The organism is Cellulophaga sp. BC115SP (assembly GCF_009905545.1).
Classification (GTDB): domain Bacteria; phylum Bacteroidota; class Bacteroidia; order Cytophagales; family Spirosomataceae; genus Flectobacillus; species Flectobacillus rivi.
The window spans coordinates 35104-57096 of the sequence record NZ_JAAALB010000029.1; the positions used below are offsets into that span (position 1 = coordinate 35104).

Annotated in this window: 19 protein-coding genes; 15 read left to right on the forward strand and 4 right to left on the reverse strand. The window is 36.7% G+C overall.

Going from position 1 to position 21993, the window contains the following annotated elements:
* Positions 1-74: 74 nt before the first annotated feature.
* The 4 genes from GVN22_RS18565 to GVN22_RS18580 form a co-directional block, all read right to left on the reverse strand.
* The gene (locus tag GVN22_RS18565) at positions 75-1172 is read right to left on the reverse strand and encodes a FecR family protein (RefSeq protein WP_166552508.1); all 1098 of its coding nucleotides are present in this window, start codon (positions 1170-1172) and stop codon (positions 75-77) included.
* Positions 1173-1280: 108 nt separating this feature from the next.
* A complete protein-coding gene (locus GVN22_RS18570) occupies positions 1281-1892 on the reverse strand; it encodes an RNA polymerase sigma factor (RefSeq protein WP_166552509.1) in 612 nt (203 codons plus the stop codon).
* A 385-nt stretch (positions 1893-2277) separates the two neighbouring features.
* Entirely contained in the window at positions 2278-2670 is a 393-nt protein-coding gene (locus tag GVN22_RS18575; RefSeq protein WP_166552510.1) for a RidA family protein, read from the reverse strand.
* 80 nt (positions 2671-2750) lie between these two features.
* Complete coding sequence (locus tag GVN22_RS18580; protein WP_370520441.1) at positions 2751-3491, reverse strand: helix-turn-helix transcriptional regulator; 741 nt, start codon at positions 3489-3491, stop codon at positions 2751-2753.
* 565 nt (positions 3492-4056) lie between these two features.
* Between GVN22_RS18580 and GVN22_RS18585 the strand changes: the two genes are divergently transcribed.
* The 15 genes from GVN22_RS18585 to GVN22_RS18655 all read left to right on the forward strand — a co-directional run bounded on the left by GVN22_RS18585 (position 4057) and on the right by GVN22_RS18655 (position 21988).
* Complete coding sequence (locus tag GVN22_RS18585) at positions 4057-4599, forward strand: transposase (protein ID WP_166552511.1); 543 nt, start codon at positions 4057-4059, stop codon at positions 4597-4599.
* 1036 nt (positions 4600-5635) lie between these two features.
* A complete protein-coding gene (locus GVN22_RS18590) occupies positions 5636-7303 on the forward strand; it encodes a glycoside hydrolase family 43 protein (protein ID WP_166552512.1) in 1668 nt (555 codons plus the stop codon).
* A gap of 21 nt (positions 7304-7324) precedes the next feature.
* The gene (locus GVN22_RS18595; RefSeq protein WP_166552513.1) at positions 7325-7873 is read left to right on the forward strand and encodes a hypothetical protein; all 549 of its coding nucleotides are present in this window, start codon (positions 7325-7327) and stop codon (positions 7871-7873) included.
* 81 nt (positions 7874-7954) lie between these two features.
* Complete coding sequence (locus GVN22_RS18600; RefSeq protein WP_166552514.1) at positions 7955-8833, forward strand: alpha/beta hydrolase; 879 nt, start codon at positions 7955-7957, stop codon at positions 8831-8833.
* A 103-nt stretch (positions 8834-8936) separates the two neighbouring features.
* A complete protein-coding gene (locus GVN22_RS18605) occupies positions 8937-10040 on the forward strand; it encodes an alpha/beta hydrolase-fold protein (RefSeq protein ID WP_166552515.1) in 1104 nt (367 codons plus the stop codon).
* Positions 10041-10349: 309 nt separating this feature from the next.
* Positions 10350-11171, forward strand: coding sequence for an alpha/beta fold hydrolase (locus tag GVN22_RS18610; protein WP_166552516.1), 822 nt, complete (start codon positions 10350-10352; stop codon positions 11169-11171).
* A 311-nt stretch (positions 11172-11482) separates the two neighbouring features.
* Complete coding sequence (locus tag GVN22_RS18615; RefSeq protein WP_166552517.1) at positions 11483-12172, forward strand: hydrolase; 690 nt, start codon at positions 11483-11485, stop codon at positions 12170-12172.
* A gap of 192 nt (positions 12173-12364) precedes the next feature.
* Positions 12365-14143, forward strand: coding sequence for an amidohydrolase (locus tag GVN22_RS18620; RefSeq protein ID WP_166552518.1), 1779 nt, complete (start codon positions 12365-12367; stop codon positions 14141-14143).
* A gap of 146 nt (positions 14144-14289) precedes the next feature.
* Positions 14290-15666 carry an alginate export family protein gene (locus tag GVN22_RS18625; RefSeq protein WP_166552519.1) on the forward strand — a complete coding sequence of 459 codons (1377 nt, stop codon included), beginning with the start codon at positions 14290-14292 and terminating at the stop codon, positions 15664-15666.
* Positions 15667-15687: 21 nt separating this feature from the next.
* Positions 15688-16623, forward strand: coding sequence for a ring-cleaving dioxygenase (locus GVN22_RS18630; protein WP_166552520.1), 936 nt, complete (start codon positions 15688-15690; stop codon positions 16621-16623).
* 77 nt (positions 16624-16700) lie between these two features.
* Positions 16701-17159: a DoxX family protein gene (locus GVN22_RS18635; protein WP_166552521.1), complete on the forward strand. Its 459-nt coding sequence runs from the start codon at positions 16701-16703 to the stop codon at positions 17157-17159.
* Complete coding sequence (locus tag GVN22_RS18640) at positions 17152-17595, forward strand: DMT family transporter (protein WP_166552522.1); 444 nt, start codon at positions 17152-17154, stop codon at positions 17593-17595. Before GVN22_RS18635 ends, GVN22_RS18640 begins: the two co-directional genes overlap by 8 nt.
* Positions 17596-17802: 207 nt before the next feature.
* Positions 17803-18276 (forward strand): Dps family protein, encoded by a 474-nt coding sequence (locus tag GVN22_RS18645; protein WP_166552523.1) that lies wholly within the window; start codon positions 17803-17805, stop codon positions 18274-18276.
* 84 nt (positions 18277-18360) lie between these two features.
* Positions 18361-20625: a histidine kinase dimerization/phosphoacceptor domain -containing protein gene (locus tag GVN22_RS18650; RefSeq protein ID WP_166552524.1), complete on the forward strand. Its 2265-nt coding sequence runs from the start codon at positions 18361-18363 to the stop codon at positions 20623-20625.
* A complete protein-coding gene (locus GVN22_RS18655) occupies positions 20618-21988 on the forward strand; it encodes a sigma-54 dependent transcriptional regulator (protein WP_166552525.1) in 1371 nt (456 codons plus the stop codon). The genes GVN22_RS18650 and GVN22_RS18655 overlap by 8 nt, the downstream gene beginning before the upstream one ends.
* Positions 21989-21993 lie beyond the last annotated feature (5 nt).

Here is a 21993-nt window from a genome sequence, read left to right on the forward strand (position 1 = left end):
GAATAATTAGAAACTTTTTGAATCATAGTTGTTTGTAGGTTTTTATAGTGTTTAAAAAAGACATTTGTTAATTGTTAGTAATTACATCCTTGTCCTGATATAATTATTTGAGCATCAAATACTTGGTAGCTTAATCCTGTAATTTTTGAAATACTGTTCAACTTGTCAAACATGGTTTCGTCCGACAGATTGCCATTAATTGTACAATCTTCATAGAGCTTTGAATCATATATAATCTTGATTCCATAAGCTTTTTCTAAATCTGAAAACACACTAGCCAAAGAAGCATTCTGATATATAAATGTTTGACTATCAGAAGCCTCTGTGAGTATCTCTGGTGTTTCTACAATCTTCTTCACTAGCTTGGCCTTTGATAACTCATAAAGCACTTCTTGATTCGGCGTAACGATAACTGTATTGGGATTCGTAATACTACTTTTACTATTCTGATTGCTTAGCTCAGTTTGTGAGAGCACTGACACCTTCCCTGTTTTTACTATGACCCTTTCCTCTTCAATATCAGGGTTTGCTTTGATGGTAAAGCTTGTCCCTAGTACTTGAGTAATTAACTTTTTGGTATAAATAATAAATGGTTTTTGTGGGTTTCTTTTCACTTTAAAAAAGGCCTCTCCTACTAAATAGACCTCTCTTTTAGTCTTTTCAAATACTTTTGGATATTTGATACGAGTATTTTTTTGGAGAACAATTTCCGACCCATCACTCATTTTAATACTCATGGGTTGATTAGAGGTATTTTGATTTTCAATAAATTCAACTTCTCTATTATAATTCGCTAGCTGAGGAATTTCATAATTTCTATCCTCTCGCTGATAATAGTTTGTCCAATACCCTAGTCCTATCAGTAATAATACTGATGCTGCTAGCTGCCATTGAAACCTTCGCCAATAGCTTGGTGCTTCAGACGTTTGCATTTCTAGTTCTACACCACTCCACATTCGTTCAAGAGAAGCATCTTCATCAATAGGTGTGGTTTGCATAGTACCAAGCGTTTTCACTAGTGATTTTGCTTCTAAAATCACCGTTCTTTTTTCTGGATGCTTTCGCATAAAATCTTGCCAGAATGTATTGGTATGTTTATCGGGATTTTGTACCCAACGACAAAAAAAATCGTCTTTCACAAAATCGATGGTATTATAATGAGAGTAGTTCATAGCTGTCAATTATAGAATGACATGGATAACAAAAATATATCCTATTTTTTTGAAAAAAATTTATACATCAACTATTGAAAAATAGTTAAGTGATAATAAATCAGTGATTTATCTAATAAATGAGGAGAAAATAAGTAGGAAAAAATGAATAGAAATATGTATAGATTGACGTAAGGACATCAATGCTTTTTGGATGAGATTACCCACAGAAGCATAATTTAGCTCCATGATTTCGGCTATCTGAGTATTTGAGAATTGGTGGTAGTATTTTAAATTGATGACTTCGCGTTGGCGTTGAGATAGTCCATCGAAGGCTATTTTAAGTCTCTCTAGGCGTTCTTTTTGACTCTCTTCTTCAATCAAAATTCTCTCAATAGAAGCCTCAAAGAGGTCTCCTCCTGATAGTTCGTCGATTTCATCCGTATTTCTCGAAAAGTCATATTTAACTGTTCGCATTAGCTTGTTTTTGAGCGCACGAAACAGATAAAACTTGATAGCATCTGTATCAGCAAGGTTTTCCCTGCTTTGCCATAGTTCCAGAAATAAATCTTGAATACAGTCCTCTACAACTGATAAATTTGAGGAGATTCGAAGCGTTACACCATAATTCAATAATGACTTGGCGTGTAACTGATAGATTTTGGCAAAAGCAATCTTATCTCCTTTTTTAAAGGATTGCCAAATTTCTAAATCACTGTTATGCAAGGAATTGAAAGCCAAAATATAATAGTTAATAAAATTTATAAATGATTATGACACAGCTATTCATCATCTACAACTCAACGTGTATTTATGACACAATTACTTAAGTAAAATAATACAAATAATACTATCATAAATAGTATTATTTAACAAAATAATACGAAACATTACTACTACAGTGATATGGATTCCTTTTTAAGACTGTTTGGAGGTAACAGAATGGTAGGATAATTAAAAATTTACAGTCACAAATTCAGCATTGATATTTTAAATGGTAAGTTGTGAATGAGTGGCTATTATTGAACCAGAGACGTAAAGCATTGCAACTCTACGGCTAGTATTATAGATTGAAATAAACACTCATTCACAAAATTATCTCTAATTTTGTTGGCTAAGATTGATATTATTTTACGACAGTAGCTTCCAACTCTACCGTTAATGTAGCGAAAAGACCCTTCACTTCAAGTAATGTTGTCGCTTGCTGAAGCCCATGCTTCATAATGAAAGGAACATACACGTCCATACAAGTTGTAAAAAATTCATTGGTATTGGTGGTATACACATTGAGTCTTACGATATTCTTACATTCATAGCCCGATTTATAGATAAGTTGTTCCAAATTGGCAATGGTCTGAACTAACTGATTACGCATATCTGCACTACTTGGTACACCATTTTCATCAATGGCTACCTGTCCTGAACAGTAAAGGGTTCCCTCTACATTTTTAGCTTCTACTGCTTGTACTGAATTGGTGTTTTTTCCCCAAGCCCATGGGTCAAATGATGTCTTTTGCATATTGATTATGTTAATATTTGTTTGTCATTACAAAAGTAGAATGGGCTGATGACAGCAGTATGTCAGGGGTCAAAACGGACTTAGTGAAATTTATCAAAATATTCCTGTAAGGTCATTTTGTGTGGTTCAAATTGCTCATGTAGTACTTGTAGCTTAGTTATTCTATCCAGGCGAAAGTACCTAAATTCTTTGCGCAAACGGCACCAAGCAATTAGCAACCAATTCTCGGTGGTACTAATCAAAGCAAATGGCTCAACTATTCGGTGTGTTACCTTGCCTTGCTCATCCGTGTAGTCCATATTTACCAGATAAAAATTAGTAAGCGCTTGTTGTAACTGCGAAATATTGTTACTATTTCGCTCTCTGTTTAAATTTTGCTCAAACCTCGTTCTTTCAGAAAGTAGATTAACTTTATCCTTATCAACTTGCCTTAAAACCGCTTTTATTTTGTCAACAGCCTCTGTATAGTCTTTAATAAAGGAGATATCCTTATTTTTCAAAACTAATTGTTCTGCAAGTATGAGCGCATTGGCTTGCTCTTCCGAAAACATTACAGGTGGAATTTTATACCCTTCCATAAGTGAATACCCTTTTCCATCTTCTGTGATGATTGGAACACCTGCTTGTTCTAATGCCCTAATGTCTCGGTATATTGTTCTGATGCTAACTTTGAATTTTTCTGAAAGACTAGTAGCTGTCAAAAGTCGTTTCGTTTGCAATTGCGTAAGAATTGCAGTCAATCGAGAGAGTCGTTTTGTATCGTTATCACTCATTTTATTAAATACCACTTCTAATTTGTATAGTGTAAAATCTCCGACCATGAAGATTTCAATAGGTTTTGGTAGATATTAAGAAGGCTGTACGGAAGCTGAGTTCCATAGCTGTGTTATCAGCTGGTTTACGCTAAAGGATACACCTGAATTGTAAGAAACTGTTTCTAAACGAGAATTTGTGAGGGCAACCTTTCAAAAGAAAATAGTGGAATTGAACGTTCTACAGAGACTTGAAAATATTTACTGTGACAACAAATAACGTTCCATATTTTTATCGATTTGTGTCAGAGCCTATTTAAGGTAGTTGATCATTGCCTCTTAGGTGTCGAAATGATTAGATATACGCATCTTACTACAAAATTGTAACCGATTCACATCGAGAAATTATTTAAAATATAGTATGATGCTACTCGACCCAGCTAAAATTGTTAAAAATAAAAGGGAGTGAGATTTTTGTAGCGACCAAACTTCAAAAACACATCACTTCCTATGAACCAACGGCTCAGCGACGAAATTACAAGTGTTGTATCAAAAGCCCAAATTGTGAAGAATTTAGCACGGAAAAAATTTCTAGGGGCATTTGTTTTAGGATTGATAAAAAATAGGAAACGGGGTGGCCCGTGCCATACAATTTTGTGAAATAGCACATCACTTAAATGACGATGCCAAACTTAGCTCAAATGAGATAAGAATACAGGATTTTTTTCGTGAAGTAGAAATAGATTATCATCAAGTAGCAATCTTATTGAACTGTCTTGTTCCAGCAAAGAAAAAACTTCGAGTTTGCATAGATAGAACAGAATGGGATTTTGGAAAAACACAGTTCAATATCCTAATGATAGTAGTTGGTTACGGAGATTTTCAGATACCTCTTTATTGGGAATTATTGGACGATAATAGTGGCAACTCTTCTACACAAGACCGAAAAAACTTATTGGAATTATGCCTATCAATTTTAGATAAGGAACGAATAGGTTATATTGTTGGAGGTCGAGAATTTATAGGTCACTCTTGGATTAAATACCTGAAAGACAAAGGCATTAGATTTGTAATGAGAGTTCCTAAACACCATACGATTACTCGTCCAGATGGCACAGTAATTAAAATAGGAGAACTTAAATTAAAGGTTGATAAGGCCCTAATTTTGAAAAATTAGTAGATGGTGTGGTAGTCCACGTCTGGATAAAGCTATTAGAAACAGGAGATTTGTTGTTTTTAATAGGAACCGTAAATGCTCCTTTTCTGGTACAAATAACCCAAACCAAACAATTTATACTGACAGTAGTTTTTAGTGTAAATTATACTTGTACCATATATTAAAGTTTACTAACTATCTATTAATTGACTAAATGGTACTAATTTGTTTTTGAGAGTTAGTTGATAGCTATTTTCAATGGTTATCTGAACTTAAATCATGAATGTATCACAAGGACTGATAAAAGTTGATTTGTCTGTTCTGATTCAGAAAGTACCAGCTATCCACTAGTTAATACCATCCTATAACAATCGATAGCCTTGTTCATATATTAGTCGACTGTTTGTTTGAACATTGGTTGTTCTTTTTTGATTATTTGTGCTACATTTTTTTTTCGTGTTCGCCTACTTTCACGGTGCAATAAAAATTAAAATGAACTCTGATTTTGTTATCGACAATTGTTCATACAATTACTGATAATTTACATATTTTTATAGTGCTATGTAAATCATGCTTTTCTGAAAAATATACATACAAATTAGATACGTATATGTATAATCGAACCTATCTATCTTGTTGCATAAACATACACCAGAAAATACCTATTGAAGATAGCAGAGTTAATTATATATTGTCAAGCTAAACCATAAAATGGTAACTAAGGTTAACATTTAGCTGATTTATAAGAATTTAGTATTTCGACTTAAAACAATCTCACAATAATATAACTATGAAAATAATCTATATCTCCTGCCTACTCTTGCTCTCTTGTGTTGGCTTTTCGAAAGACAGAAAAAAGTTGGTCTTGTGTTATAGACAAGCAGCAGGAAATTCTTGGGAAAACGCTTTGTCAATGGTTAGAAAAATGAATTTGAGGGACATCGGTAGTTAACTTATAATTATCATAAATAGGACATCGAAAGAGTAGTAGCTGCGCAGAGGTGCAAAGTTGTTACTTTTTCATTAAAATAAATTTTAGTATAGACATTTTACAAACATGAAAATAAAAGCATTCTTTTTAGTACTTACTTATCTGTTTGCAATTAGCATTTCAAACGCACAGAAAACCACTTTAGTAAACCCTGTTTTGGCAGGGTTTTATCCTGACCCAAGTATTGTAAAAGTAGGAGCCGATTATTATTCAGTTCATTCTACTTTCTCCTATTTCCCTGGATTGCCTATTATGCATAGCCGTGATTTGAAAAACTGGAAACAAATTGGGAATGTTATCAACCGTCCCTCACAAATGGATTTCATGGGCGAGCGTATGAGTCGTGGACTTTTTGCCCCTGCAATTACTTATTACAAAGGCATTTACTACGTCACTTGTACCGATATTGACAACGATGGAAACTTTGTGGTTACCGCCACCAATCCTGCTGGACCTTACAGTGATCCTATAAAGTTACCACAAGTTAGAGGCATCGACCCATCTATTTATTTTGACGAAGCCACCGACAAAGCCTACCTCGTTTACAACAGCGATGCTCCCGACAACAAACCACTCTATTCAGGGCACAGAACTATTAGAATGTATGAGTTTGATTACAAAAACTTGAAAGTGGTAGGCGAACAAAAGCTATTAGTAAATGGTGGTGTGGATATTTCTAAAAAGCCTGTTTGGATAGAAGGACCTCACATTATGAAACGTAACGATTGGTATATTTTGTATTGTGCAGAAGGTGGAACTTCGGTCAATCACTCGCAAGTGGCATTGCGTAGCAAAGATATTTGGGGACCGTATGTACCTTTTGAAGGAAATCCTGTACTAACACAAAGAGAGTTACCAGCCGACCGTCCTAATCCAATTACTTCGGCAGGACACGCTCAATTTATCGAAGGTCCCGATGGCAACTGGTATTCTATATTCTTGGCTGTTCGTCCTTATGAAGGCGATTATTACAACACTGGTCGTGAAATGTTTATTGCTCCGCTCACGTGGGTAAACGATTGGCCGATGATTGAACACGGAGAAAAAGCCATCGCATACAAATACGAAACCAATATCAAAGAAGTAAAGCAAAATGGTGCTTTACCTCAAAGCGGTAATTTTTCTTATACAATGACATTTGATAAAGGGCTTGACCTTTCGATGATGCACTTGCGTACGGTAGATAGTACTTCGTTCAAAACTTCTAAAAATGGATTGACATTAAAATTGAAACCTGAAACTATTTCAGAACTAGGTAACCCTTCATTTGTGGGAAAACGTCAACAACATTTAACTAGTTTGGCAGAAACAGAACTCGTTTTTTCTCCAAAATTTGAAAAAGAAAAAGCTGGTTTGGTGATTTATCAAGACGAAAGTCATTATTACTTTTTGGCAAAATCTATTAAAGATGGTAAGGCTCAAGTAGAATTATATAAAAGTGTTCACCGCAAAAAAGACGTAGAATTGATTAATACACTACCAGTTGGTAATGGAAAATTAGTCTTACGTATCGCTACTAAAGGAGATAAATGTGATTTTGCTATCTCAGAAAATGGTAAAGAATTCATAGTATTAGCCGAAAACCAAGATGGAAAACATCTTTCAACCAAGTTTTCAGGAGGCTTTGTCGGCTGTGTATATGCGATGTATGCAACTTCCAATGGCGAAAAATCTGATAATAGCGCCACATTTAAGTATTTGAAATACGAGGGTAACGATGCTGTGCTGAAATAAAGAATACTAAACTATCTGATAATGATAAAGATATTTTCATTCCTCATCCTATTGATACTTAGTCAAAGTACCTACGATCGTGGTTCTTGGGCGAGCTATATTTCAGTACAACCAGACACCGTAAATACCTATAAAAGCACCAGTAATAGCTATAAAAACATAAGCCGAATTGGCTTAAATGAGTTTATGGATATGGACTTTAGACTCATAGGATATTTTCCTAAAAAAGAACAGTGGAATCAGATTTCTGAACAAATCAAAAATATTCCGATAGATTCTTTAAGATATGTAGATTCCTTAGATGTTAGCCAATTGGGAGATAGTTTGTATGTGAAGGTTTATACGCAAAATTATTTATATCAAAGTAAGAATGTATATACCATTGCCAAAGACGCAAAAAACTTGACAGATTCATTGAAGATTTATAATATTTATATTGACTTAGCAATGAAAGATTTCATACATGATTCGGAAACTTTTCGGACTAAAGATTATACGCTAAACTACGTCTATAAAGAAAACATAGATAAAATCGACAGGAGGATTATATTCAATAAAATTTATCATTGATTCCTACGTGGATAAGGGATTGCATATTATTTTTTATAAAATATTGTAAATCAGTCAAATGTAAAACCATTTTATACAAAAATGAAAAAGAAGCTTCTTGTTATTGTCCTTTTTATCAATAGCTATGCAGTGAATGCTCAGCAAATTATTCCTTTATATGATGGCACAGTTCCTAATGCTAAAGCTACAAGCAAAAAAGAAATTAATGAAAATGGAGTTTACAGGGATGTGCTCTCCCCTACCCTAGAATATATCAAGCCTGAAAAACCAAATGGTACTGCGGTCATCGTGATTGCAGGAGGTGGTTATGGTGTAATTGTTTACAATGGCGAGGGACTGAGTACCGCCAAAGCGTTGGCAGAAAAAGGGATATCCGCATTTGTGTTAAAGTACAGATTACCCAACGATGATATCATGATTGATAAAAAAATTGGGGCTTTACAAGATGCTCAGCAAGCCATTAAGATTGTACGTGAAAATGCTAACAAATTCGGGATTGATAAAAATAAAATAGGTATCATGGGCTTTTCGGCAGGAGGACACTTGGCTAGTACTGCCGCTAGGCATTTTGAGAAATCGTATATCGAAAATCCCAATAACACCAGCTTACGACCTGATTTTCAGATATTAGTTTATCCCGTTATTACGATGAAAGATGGACTGACACATGGTGGATCTCGTGATAATTTGATTGGTAAAAATCCTACCGCAGTCGACATCGAAACTTTTTCAAACGAATTACAAATCAAAAACAATACGCCACCTGCCTATTTGACCCACGCCACCGACGACAAACTCGTCGATGTTGATAATAGTATTTCCTATTTTGAAAATTTACGGAAAAACAAAGTTGAGGTCGAAATGCACATTTATCCCAAGGGCGACCACGGATTTATTTTTAGGCATAAAGGCTGGATGGAACCTCTTTTTGATTGGTTAAAACGTAACAATTGGCTGTAAGAAATCTATTTTTTTGCATAAAAAAACATAATGACCTATTATTTAACTACTTGAATCAAAAACATCTCGAATTTTATTTTTGATTATAAACCTAAATTTAACAATGAAAAGTACCGTTTTATCTCTTTTATTCAGCATATCAACCTGTGGTATTGCTCTGGCACAAAACCCCATCATTGAGGACTTTAAACCTTCTCCGCTCAACCAACCACAACAAGAATATCCAATGGTAAACTCTCAAGGATATGCTCGCTTCAAGATTATTGCTCCTGCTGCTGATAGCGTTCGAGTAAGTTTGGGACTTGGTGGCAGAGGCGGTACAAAATTAGAGAAGACCAGTGACGGCAGTTGGATGGGTACAACCGAAGGCCCAATGGACGAAGGTTTTCATTATTATAATGTAAAAATCGACGGAGGAAAGTTCAATGACCCCGGAGCTATGAATTACTACGGCTCTATTCGTTGGGAAAGTGGCATCGAAATTCCTGCCCATGACCAAGATTTTTATGCCCTCAAAAACGTACCGCATGGTCATGTACAACAAGTGCTGTTTCCATCACCAAGTAGCAATACTTCTCGCAGAGCCTTTGTTTATACACCTCCAGGCTACGAATTGGGCAAAGACAAATACCCTGTTTTGTATTTACAACACGGTTGGGGTGAGGACGAAACTGCTTGGATGAACCAAGGTCGCGCCAATTTAATTATGGATAACCTGATTGCCGAAGGGAAAATCAAGCCTTTTATTATCGTAAATACTTACGGCATGACCAACGAAGTGAAATTTGGAAAAATCAGAGAGTTCAAAATCGAACCATTTCAAACAGTTTTGATAGATGAATTGATACCTTACGTGGATGCTCATTTCAGAACTATTGCCAAACAATCGCACCGTGCTATGGCTGGACTAAGTATGGGCGGTATGGAAACAAAAACCATTACCTTGAATAAGCCAGAAGTGTTTTCGTATTATGCACTTTTGAGTGGCGGTACTTATGCTCCAACTGACATCAAAGATAAATCGAAAGTAAAACTTATCTTCCTGAGTTGCGGTAGCAGAGAAAGACCCGAAGGCGTTATCGGTGCAGTAACTGCCTTGAAGGAAGCTAATATTAATGCTGTTTCTTATGTTTCCGAAAAAACAGGTCATGAATTCCAAACATGGCGTAGAAGTTTACATGAATTAGCGCCTCTTTTGTTCAAATAGGAAACCATATTCTCGTGGTCATCTAAATAGTATGACTTAAGGCTTATTCTTATTCCAAAGTACGTATCTTGGAATAAGAATAAGCCTTAAATTTTATGTCGTGTTTATGCACCAATGTGCTACCTCTAGATAAAGATTATGAAATATAGTACTGTACTTTCATAAAACTACGAAATATCGTAGTTTTAAAATTCTATAAAATTTTATAAATATCTAATATTCAGACATTTGAGACTATGGCATGTTTTTAGGAATTAATAAACCGAGATTATCTCTAACTATTTTTTCACTAAAACTCCAAATCTAACAATGACCTTATCTAACAGACAACTGACTTCAGCAGGAAGAAGTGAATTTATCGCAGTTGAAGAAAATGTAAAATTGCATGTAACTGATTTGGGCGAAGGCCCTGTGGTGGTTTTGATTCATGGCTGGCCGCTTAGCAATGCCATGTATGAGTATCAATATCAATTTTTAGTCGCCAAAGGCTATCGTGTTATTGGTATTACTCTTCGTGGCTTTGGTAAATCAGACAAGCCTTTTGGTCCTTACAACTATGATATCTTTGCCGAGGATATCAAAATTGTACTCGAAACACTCAATATTGAAGATGCACTTTTAGGAGGGTTTTCGATGGGCGGTGCTATTTCGATTCATTTTACAGCTAAGTATGCAGGCGCACATATTAACAAGTTAGCCTTGTTTGGTGCTGCGGCTCCAATTTGGTCTGAGGCAGAAGCGGTAAATGGTTTGATTGATTTGAGTATCACCAATCGTCCACAATTATTAGAAAATTTTGGAAAGATTTTCGGTGCATCCGAAACAGCTATTTCTGCTCCTTTAGCTGGCTGGTTGGGCGGAATCAACTTTGAAGCATCTTTCTACGCTACTACTCAATGTTTGATTGCCTTACGTGATGAAGATTTGCGAGAAGATTTAGGCAAAATCAAAGTCCCTACTGCAATCTTCCATGGTACCAAGGATATTATTTGTGGGTTTCATCTAGCAGAACAAATGCACGCAGGCATTGCAGATTCTTATATTGTGAAATTTGAAAATAGTGGTCATGCATTGTTTATTGAGGAATTGGATAAGTTTAATTCAGAATTACTAGCATTTTTGACAAAATAGGGATTTAATTGCATTAACCCGCTTTAGGCTATAGGCATTAAGCAGTTTATATTATTTCCCTTACTTAATGCCAATAGCTTATCGCCTACAGCGTAAAATCTCATTACTTAACATACATCAATGCACAGGCTAAATGCTTGTAGTAATTTTGAATCAACAAAGCAACAACAGAGAATCAATAACTCGTTGAAGGTTTTGTAAATCAAAAATTCATACTCAAAAACCTGCAATGTAGCTCAACTCCCCATTTTGGGAGACGGAAAAACTTTGCCCAAAATTTTCACAACACAATACAATAAACATTTAAAACCATGAAAAAGTCCATCTTATCTATCGCATTCGCTCTTGTTTCATTTATTGGTTTAGCGCAAAAACCATCTCCAATGTTGTTGAGTCCAAGTAACCATGCTTTGGTGCTTATCGACCATGAAAGTCAAATGGGTTTTGCTACAAAAAATATCGATATGACCGAATTACGTAACAATACGGCCATTGTAGCAGGTGCTTCTAAAATCTTTAATGTTCCTACGGTTGTAACAACAGTAGCCGAAAAATCATTTAGTGGTCCTGTTTTTCCTGAAGTTTCTGAATTTTACCCTCAAGCTACTACCAAATACATCGACCGTACTACTATGAATACTTGGGAAGATGTAAATGCTCACAAAGCCATCGTTGATAAAGGTAAAAAGAAAATTGTCCTTGCAGGTTTGTGGACTAGCGTTTGTATTGTAGGTCCAGCATTGTCTGCTATCAGTGAAGGATATGACGTATATGTAATAACGGACGCTAGTGGTGACGTATCAAAAGAGGCTCATGACCAAGCTATTGCACGTATGGTACAAGCTGGTGCGCACCCAATGACGTCTATCCAGTACTTACTTGAACTACAAAGAGACTGGGCAAGAAGCGAGACTTATGTACCTGTAACCAACCTCGTTAAAAAATACGGTGGTGCTTACGGTATCGGTATCCAATATGCTCACGAAATGTTGAAACATTAATAGGCTATATGCTGTAGGCATTAAGCCAAAAAGATTCTTTGAATTCAAGGGGAATATTTTTACCGAAAGTCTACCGTTTAAAGCGAGCAAAATTAAAATAATTGTGAATGTAAAGTATTGCTATTTAACACTTTACATTCACAATTCATAATTCAGCATTATTGCCCCATTACCCAAACCTTTCTAATTGTCATGAAGAAGTTAACCGCACTCACTATTCTCTTAACCTTTGTCATATTTCAAGGTTTTGGACAAAAAATCAAAGCTGATCTTGTTTTGATTAATGCCAAAGTACATACCCTTGACGCTCAAAAGAGTAATGCCGAAGCTATTGCCATTGCAGGAAACAAAGTCTTGGCAGTAGGAAGTAACAAAGAAATTTTAACCTACAAATCATCCAAAACACAAGTAGTAGATATTAAAGGAAAAACCATTATCCCAGGGCTTTTCGATAGCCATTTACACGTAATCCGTGGGGGAAGATTTTTTAATACTGAATTACGTTGGGACGGCGTTAAATCCCTAAAACGAGCGTTAGAAATGCTCAAAGAACAAGCTCAGCGCACCCCAGAAGGTCAGTGGGTTCGTGTAGTTGGTGGCTGGAACGAATACCAATTTGAAGAAAGACGTTTGCCAACGCTTGAAGAAATCAATCAAGCTACGGGCAATACTCCTACGTTTATTTTATATCTCTATGGAAAAGCTTGGCTCAATAAGGCTGGTCTCGAAAAACTTCATATCAACGGAGATACGCCCAATCCAATGGGAGGTTTAATAGAAAAAGATGAACATGGAAACCCAACAGGATTACTAGCCGCTGAGCCTAATGCCTATATCTTGTATTCTACACTAGCAAAATTACCAGAGCTTAGTCTCGACGAAAAAATTAATTCCACTCTACAATACATGACCGAGCTCAACCGATTGGGTGTGACTGCGGTAATGGATGCAGGTGGCGGTTTCCAGAATTTTCCTGATGATTACAAAATCACAGATTCGCTCGACCGAGCAGGAAAAATAACCGTTCGGTTGCCCTATTATTTGTTTGCTCAGAAAAAAGGTACTGAAATAAGCGACTATACCAAATGGGTTGGCATGGTAGATTTGGACGCTGTGCATCCAAATGGGCATAATGAGGTAGATTATCATGTTGAAGGTGGTGGCGAAAATTTGGTTGCAGATGCGGCTGATTTTGAGAATTTTCTTTTCCCTCGTCCTGAGTTGCCAACTACTATGGAAAGCTCGTTAAAGCCTGTTTTACAATTACTAGTAAAAAATCGCTGGCCTTTTAGATTACATGCTACTTATAACGAAAGTATTTCAAGAGATTTGGCGGTAATCGAAGAAGTAAACAAAGAAACTCCCCTCAACGGACTAACTTGGTTTTTTGATCATGCCGAAACTGTCAGTGAAGAAAATATGCAGCGCATAAAAGCCTTGGGTGGCGGTATTGCGATTCAGCACCGTATGGCTTATCAAGGAGAAAGTTTTATTCGTAGATACGGCAAAAAAGCAGCCTTGAATAGTCCTCCAGTTAAAAGAATGCTTGAATTGGGTATTCCTGTTGGTCTAGGTACCGACGGAACGCGAGTAGCTTCATACAATCCATGGATGTCATTATACTGGATAGTTTCAGGAAAATCATTAGGAGGCAATCAGGTAATGGCCAAAGAAAATACGCTTGATCGCCAAACAGCACTCCAATTATATACAGCAGGAGGCTATGATTTGATTAAAGAAAAACAAAAAGGGAAAATTGCTTCGGGGTATCTGGCCGATTTAGTGGTACTGAGTGATGACTACTTCAATATAGAAGAAGAAAAAATCAAGGAAATTACTTCAGAATTGACTATTCTCGATGGTAAAGTGGTGTATGGCAAAGGAGATTTTAAAGCTATCGCACCCCTACCTTTGGACGTAATTCCAAGCTGGAGCCCAGTCAAATATTATGGAGGCTACCAAACCAAATAATAGTGGTAATAAGCTTTAAGCATTAGGCAATAGGCATTAGGCTGTGCTTGCCTAAAATAGGTTGACATGAGAAACTACTTTAGCTTACAGCTTACAGCCTACAGCCTATTGCCCAATATTGTTTTACTTAATCTTCGTTATACCGTATGAAAACCGCGATTTTGGCATTGGGTATTTTCTTAGGAAGTATTGGTGCTTTTGCTCAAAAAGCTTCGCTTTTCAAGCCGCTTCGTTATGACGAAGATTGGTCAAAAATTAAACGTGATAGCAGTGTAGGCAGTTACGATAAAATTAAGTTTATCCCATTGACAAAGCATCAAAAACTTCCCTATTTGTCTTTGGGTGGAGAGGTGCGCTATCAATACTTTTACCTCAAAAATGAAGACTGGGGCGATGCCACACCTGACAAAGATGGATTTTTACTCACACGTTTTCTGGGTCATGCAGATTGGCATTTAAACAAGCATTTGAGAGCCTTTGTACAATTGCAAAGTAGCATGGCCAATAGCCGTCTAGCGCCAAGTGTCGTCGAAGAAAACCCACTGGATTTACATCAGGCATTTGTTGAGGCAAAATGGAACACTTCATCACAAACTATACTTACCACTCGCATTGGTCGACAAGAGTTATCTTATGGTTCACAGCGATTAGTGGCAGTCCGTGAAGCACCCAATAACAGAATGGCATTTGATGCCTTGAAACTTATTTACCAACAAAAAAACTTCAAATCTGATGCCTTTTTCTCGCATCCCGTCGCCAACAAAACAGGAATTTTTGACGACCATTTTAATGAAAATGCTAAATTTTGGGGGCTTTATTCGGTCATTAATCATGCTCCTGTATTGAACAATATCGATGTTTATTACTTGGGTATCTGGAAAAAAACAGCCACACTTGTAGCTGGTAAAGGCGAAGAACTTCGTCACTCACTTGGCACTCGTATTTGGAAAACCTCAGGTGCTTGGCAATATGATTTTGAAGGAGTATATCAGTTTGGAGCTTTTCAAGATAAAACCATTCGTGCTTGGACAATTTCATCAAATACGACTTTTCAATTAGACGAATGGCGTTTAAAACCAAAGTTTGGCTTAAAAACTGAAGCTATCTCTGGTGATGAAAATCCTAACGATAATCGGGTGGAAACTTTTAATCCCTTATATCCCAAAGGAGCTTATTTTGGTCTGGCAGCACTAATCGGTCCTTCCAATTTATTTGATATTCATCCTTCCATTGATTTAGAATTGACAGACAGACTTAATTGGGGTATGGATTACGATATTTTTTGGCGGTTGAGCAAGCACGACGGTATTTATGCACCCAATATGTCGGTGATTTATGCAGGAAAAAATACCGAAGAAAAATTTATCGGTACTCAGTTGGCTACAGATTTTAATTATCAACTTAATCCTTTTGTGTACCTCAGACTTGAGGCTACGTGGTTTGCTTCAGGTCCTTTTATTCAGGCAGAAAGCGCAGGGAAAGACATTTTTATGACAGCACTCACTACACAAGTAAAGTTTTAGCAAAAAACATCATCAATGCTCATGGAAAACCTCACATACGGGCTACATCATATCACAGCAATTGCTGGCGATGCCCAAAGAACTTATGATTTTTATACCAAAGTATTAGGATTGAGATTAGTCAAAAAGACTGTCAATTTCGATGCTCCTGATGCGTATCACTTTTACTTTGGAGATACAGCGGGTTCACCCGGAACAATTCTGACATTTTTTGCTTGGGGCGATGAGGTAAAAGGCATCCCTGGCGCAGGAACAGTTTCTCAGATTACTTTTGCCATTCCTGTAGGAAGTACAGATTTTTGGAAAAAGCGTTTGGCACAAAATAACATTCGTTTTGTAGAACAAAAGGATGGTTTTGAAGAAAATATCTTATCCTTCGCTGATCCAGATGGTTTATCATTAGCGTTGATAGAAACAGAAAAAGGCAAAACATCCCAGCCTTGGATAACCAGCGAAATCGCTGCTCAGTACGCTACACAAGGTTTTTATGGTATAACTCTCACCCTCAATGAAACTGAACCAAGTGTTGAGGTACTAAAGGAACTGCTAGGATATACAGTTTCAAGCAAGCAAGGTGCATTTACGAGACTTTCGCATCAGTTCGAAGCCAATGCTGCATATATCGATATTCTTGAATTACCTGATGAACCCGAAGCATTTATTGCCGCTGGTATTGTCCATCATGTGGCATTCAGAACGCCAACCGATGAGTTTATTGCGCTACAAAGAGCGAAGGTTTTAGATGCAGATTTGCATGTTTCACCTATTATGGATAGAACTTATTTTCATTCTATTTATTTCCGTGAACCTGGCGGAGTGCTGTTCGAGGTGGCAACGGATAGTCCTGGCTTTGATGTAGATGAACCTCTTGCCGAATTGGGGCAATCACTGAAGCTTCCTATACAATTTGAACGTTTTAGAAGCGAAATAGAAAATACGCTCACGCCGATTTATTGAGTGAATTTAAAAGTATTCACAAGTAGTTGAGCAAGGCTTTACGTTTTCAATAACTTTCTTCAACCTAATAAATATGTATGAAATCAGAACCTTTTAATCAGTGGTTATCTAACCTATTTTTAGTGGGTAATCTACAACCGAAATCTTGGAATATCCTCCTATTGATTTATAGAGTGGCTTTGGGGACGGAGCTATTCTTGGTTCATGGTCTCAAAAAGCTGGGTATTACAACGGGAGTAGTTGAACAAATCCCTAACCCTTTTGGCTTACCCTCATGGTTGAATGATGGCGCTATTCTGACGGCCAATTTGGTTTGTCCGATATTTGTGATTTTGGGGTTATTCACCCGTTTTTCAAGCATCCCCATTTGGTGCGTAACGCTAATGGGATATTTAGTGGTACATGCAGGCGATTCCTTGCTGGTCAAAGATACGCCTTTCATGTATAGCCTATCTTTTATTTTTTTAACCTTCGCTGGAGCAGGAAATTACAGTTTGGACTATTTCTTATTTTCTAAATCTCATTACGATGAATAAAGGTATTTGGATATTATTGGTGATTATGGCTGGGGCCATGTTACCGATTCAGGCGGGACTCAATACCCGTATGGGTAAGGCACTCGACAGTCCTTCTTGGGCTACATTGATTTCCTTTATTGTTGGGGCGATTGGTATGTTTGCGTATGTTGCAGTCAACAGGGAAGCACTTGTTTTAAGTTCGGTAAAATCAGCGCCTTCTCATTTGTGGGTGGCTGGTTTGCTTGGCGCTTTTTATGTAACTGTCATGGTATTGGCATTTCCTAGGCTCGGACCAGCACTAACTTTTGGGTTGGCGGTGGCAGGACAATTATTGATTTCCTTATTATTAGACCATTTCAACGTATTAGTTCCGCACCCGCATCCTATCAACCTATACCGTATTCTAGGAATTTTACTCATTATTGCTGGCGTCGTAATTATTCGGAAGTTTTAAAAATGGCTGTAAGCCATAGGCATTAGGCATTAGGCTAGTTGGCAAAATTAAATTCAAATATTGAGCTTTCGGCTTTTAGCTTTGGGCATTCGGCAAAACATAAAAAACATTTTAACACTCTTTGCCTTGTGCCTGTTGCCTAAACACATAACCGATATACTGTTAACAAATAACTCCCGTCACTTATCTCAAAACTTTACATAAAATATGGAAACACACATTGGTATCAAAGAGCATGACCGCTTGGAAATAGCCCTAGAGCTGTCAAAATTATTAGCGGATGAGTTTGTTTTGTACACCAAAACACGCAATGCTCACTGGAATGTAGAAGGCGCAGATTTTTATACAATGCACCTTTTCTTCGAAAAACAATATGATGAGTTAGACGACATTATCGACGATATTGCCGAGCGTATTCGGGCGATTGGTCATTTTGCCCCTGCTACGCTCAAACGCTATTCACAACTCACTCGTTTAACCGAAGAAACCCGTGAAGAAAATACGAGTCTTGGACTAATCAAAGAATTACTACAAGACCACCTAACGATTATTTTTCACTTACGTGAAAACATTAATCGTTTTGCTAGCGACTTACACGACCTCGGGACAAGTGATTTTATTACTGGCTTGATGGAAACCCATGAAAAAATGGCATGGATGTTAAGAGCACATCTAAAGTAAAATTTGTGTAATTTTATTAATACAAGCTAGCAAATTGGCTAGCTTGCATTACCTCTCAATCGCCATTTGTTATTCTGAATCATAATGAAAACGTTCTCTTTTTTTCCAAGAATATGCTTGTTGCTCGTTGCCACAGGATTACTGACTAACTTTCAAGCAAACACTAAAGTGCTAACATTGGCTCAAGCCGATTCACTTAAGCGTGTGCTCAAAGGTAAAGTTACGCCCCTTAATCAAGTGAATACGCTTTTACTTTTGAGTGAGCATTATTTGTTAAGGAATGGAGAACTAAAATCTGATTTAGATAGTGCATCAACCTTGGCAGAAGATGCTACGCGGATGAGTGTTATCAATAATTTACATCCAGAATATGTCAAAAGTCTATATCTAAGAGGTAGTATTTTGTTGGAAAAAGGATTTCGAAAAGAAGGGAAATTACTTTTTAGAAAAGCGTATGGTTTTGCCAAACTGTATAATTTACCAGAGCAAAAAGGCGATTATTTTGAAAATGAAGGGCATTTGATAGAACAAGATGAACATCATATCAAGCAAAAAATAAAGTTTTATCAAAAAGCCATCTTATATTTTGCACAAGCCAATGCCTACAATAAAGAAGCTCCTGCAAGACAAATGCTCGGAGATTTACTGATTATTGATAATCAGAAAGAACAAGCCTTGAAAGAACTAAATGAGGCACTTGTTGCTTTTCAAAAGGCTAAAATACCTGATACCCAAGGCGTGTATAAACTGATGGCTAGTATTTATATACAGATGGGTAAGTACGATAATGCCCTCGAAAATAGTATCTCCGCTGTAAAAACTGCTGAGTCACTCAAAGACTCATCTTTACAAATGAGCAGCATTTACAACACCACCGCACTGGTATATTATTATTTAAAACAAGAAAAACCTGCTGTTGCCTATTGGGAAAAGGCATTAGTCATCGCCAAAAAATACCAAGAGCAAAGCTATATTCAAATGATTTCGGGTAATATTATTACTGCTAAAGCCCGCATCAATGACTATAAAGGTGCCCTAAAAGATTTAATTTTTTTCGAAAAAAAATATGCCAAAGACTTAAGTGCAGAAATGATAGGGCGGATTCCTTATCTCTATTTGAATATCTATATTGGACTTCGTGAGTTTGATAAAGCTCAACAGCATTATCAAAAGGTGTGGGATATATTTTCGACACTCACACCAGAACAGGCTTATTACAAGTTTTATCTCAATAGTATCACACGATATTTGGTCGAAACACATCAATATAAAAAGGCCTATCCACTACTTTTAGATTACGAAAAAATAGCTATTCAAGAAAAAAACTACCTTTATCTTTCCTTAGCCTATCAGAATATTTATAAAGCTGATTCTGCATTAGGTAGGCTTCAGGATGCGATAAAGCATCTAAAACTATATAAAGTAGCTTCTGATTCTTTATTGAATATCGAAAAAGCCAAACAGCTTATCAATCTTCAAGTAAAGTTTGAAACCGAACAAAAAGATAAGAATATCCAAATTTTACAACAAAAGACAGAAATTCAGAATAGTATTATCCAAAATGAAAGAGTTTTAAAAGTCAATATTATCGCTGGAGCCGTAATTTTATTGCTCTTATTAGTAATTTCTGTTAGTCGATACCGACTCAAGCAAAAAGTCAATTTACAACTTGAGAAAAAACAAGCTGAAATCAATCAACAAAATGATTTACTTAAAAAGCTCTTAAATGAAAAAGAGTGGCTTCTTCGAGAAATACATCACCGAGTTAAAAACAACTTACAAGTAGTTATTAGCCTGCTCAATGCACAATCGGCTCATCTTAATAATCAGGATGCCATAGTGGCTATCCAGAAAAGCCAACAACGTATGCAAGCCATTTCGCTGATACATCAAAAACTGTATCAAACGGATGGGCTATCAACTATCGATATGCGGTGGTATATAGCTGAGTTGATTTCGTATGTGAAAGAGTACTCTAATTTTAAGCAAAAGATTACCATGGATTATGTCCTCGACGATGTTATTCTTGATGTTTCTCAGGCAGTTCCAGTAGGTTTAATCCTCAATGAAGTGATTAATAATGCCATTAAATATGCCTTTCCTAACCAAAGTGATGGTGTGATTCGTATTTGTCTCCAACTCGATGAGCAGAACTTTGTACATTTGGGGGTACGTGACAATGGTATTGGGCTTCCAGATGATTTTTTACAACATACCTCCGAGTCATTAGGAGTCAATTTGATTTATGGTTTAGCGGAGCAAATAGACGGAAATGTTGAAATCACAAGTGATCATGGCGTGAAGGTGAAAATTGTTTTTCCTCTACATAAAGAGTTAGTGAATGTCTAAAAAAGATAAAATATTAATTGTTGAAGATGAGTTTATTGTAGCGTATGACCTTAAGCTCATGCTTACCAAAGGAGGCTATTTGGTAACAGGAATTGCATCTTCTGTAGAAAGAGCGTTACAATATATTGAAGAAAAGAAACCCGATTGGGTGCTCATTGATATTATTCTAAAAGGTGAATTGACAGGCGTAGATTTGGCTCAAATACTGCATAAAAGAAATATTCCTTTTCTTTTTATTTCGGCTAATACCAATCATTCAAGTCTGGAATCTGCAAAAAAAACACAACCCTATGGTTTTTTGGTAAAACCTTTTCGAGACAAAGATTTATTTGTCATGCTCGATATTGCACGCCATAGATACGGCATAGAGACAGGTTTTATTAAGACTGAAACACAAGTAGAGCTTACCTCTGAAGTAACGGGGCTTATAGGCAAAAGTCCTTTTATGAAAGAGTTAACTCATAAAATTCAAGTGGTAGCCCCCACTCCTACCTCCGTGTTAATTTTGGGTGAAAGTGGAACGGGTAAAGAAAAAGTAGCCAAGGCGATTTATACATTATCTAATCGCAATAAACAGCCTTTTGTTACTGTCAACTGTGCTGCTCTACCCATCAATCTTATTGAATCTGAGTTGTTTGGTCATGAAAAAGGAGCCTTTACAGGTGCCAACCAGCGACGTATAGGAAAGTTTGAACAAGCACATGGCGGAACGATTTTCTTGGATGAAATTGGAGAAATGCCACTCGAAGCACAGGTAAAGCTATTAAGAGTTTTGCAAGAAAAAGAATTTGAGCGAATAGGAAGCGACACGACCCTAAAAGTTGATATTCGAGTTATTGCAGCAACGAATCGTAATCTAGAAAAAGAAGTATCGGAGGGTCGTTTTCGACTAGACTTATATTACCGCCTCAACGTCTTTCCCTTAGAGCTTTTGCCACTACGTGAACGAAAGGAAGATATTGAAGATTTGACAAGCTATTTTCTTGAAAAGTATGGGCTATTGCTGGGTAAAAAAATCACCAGTTTGTCTGTTTCAGCGCGTGAAAAACTTCAAAACTATACTTGGCCAGGAAATATTCGAGAATTGGAACACTGTATCGAAAGAGCCATTCTTTTGGCAAATAATGCTGAAATAAATACACTCCCAATACCAGAATTAAAGACTAAACATCAGGTAGAAACTGAAAAACCTAGTCCTATTCTGACAATGGATGAAATGGAAAAAGAGCATATTATCAATACCTTAAAAGCAAGTAATGGCAAAGTATCTGGTGCAGGTGGTGCCGCCGAACTATTAGGAATATCTGCACAGACCCTTTATTCCAAAATAAAGAAACACGGCATTAAGCTGGTTTATCAGTAAGCGTT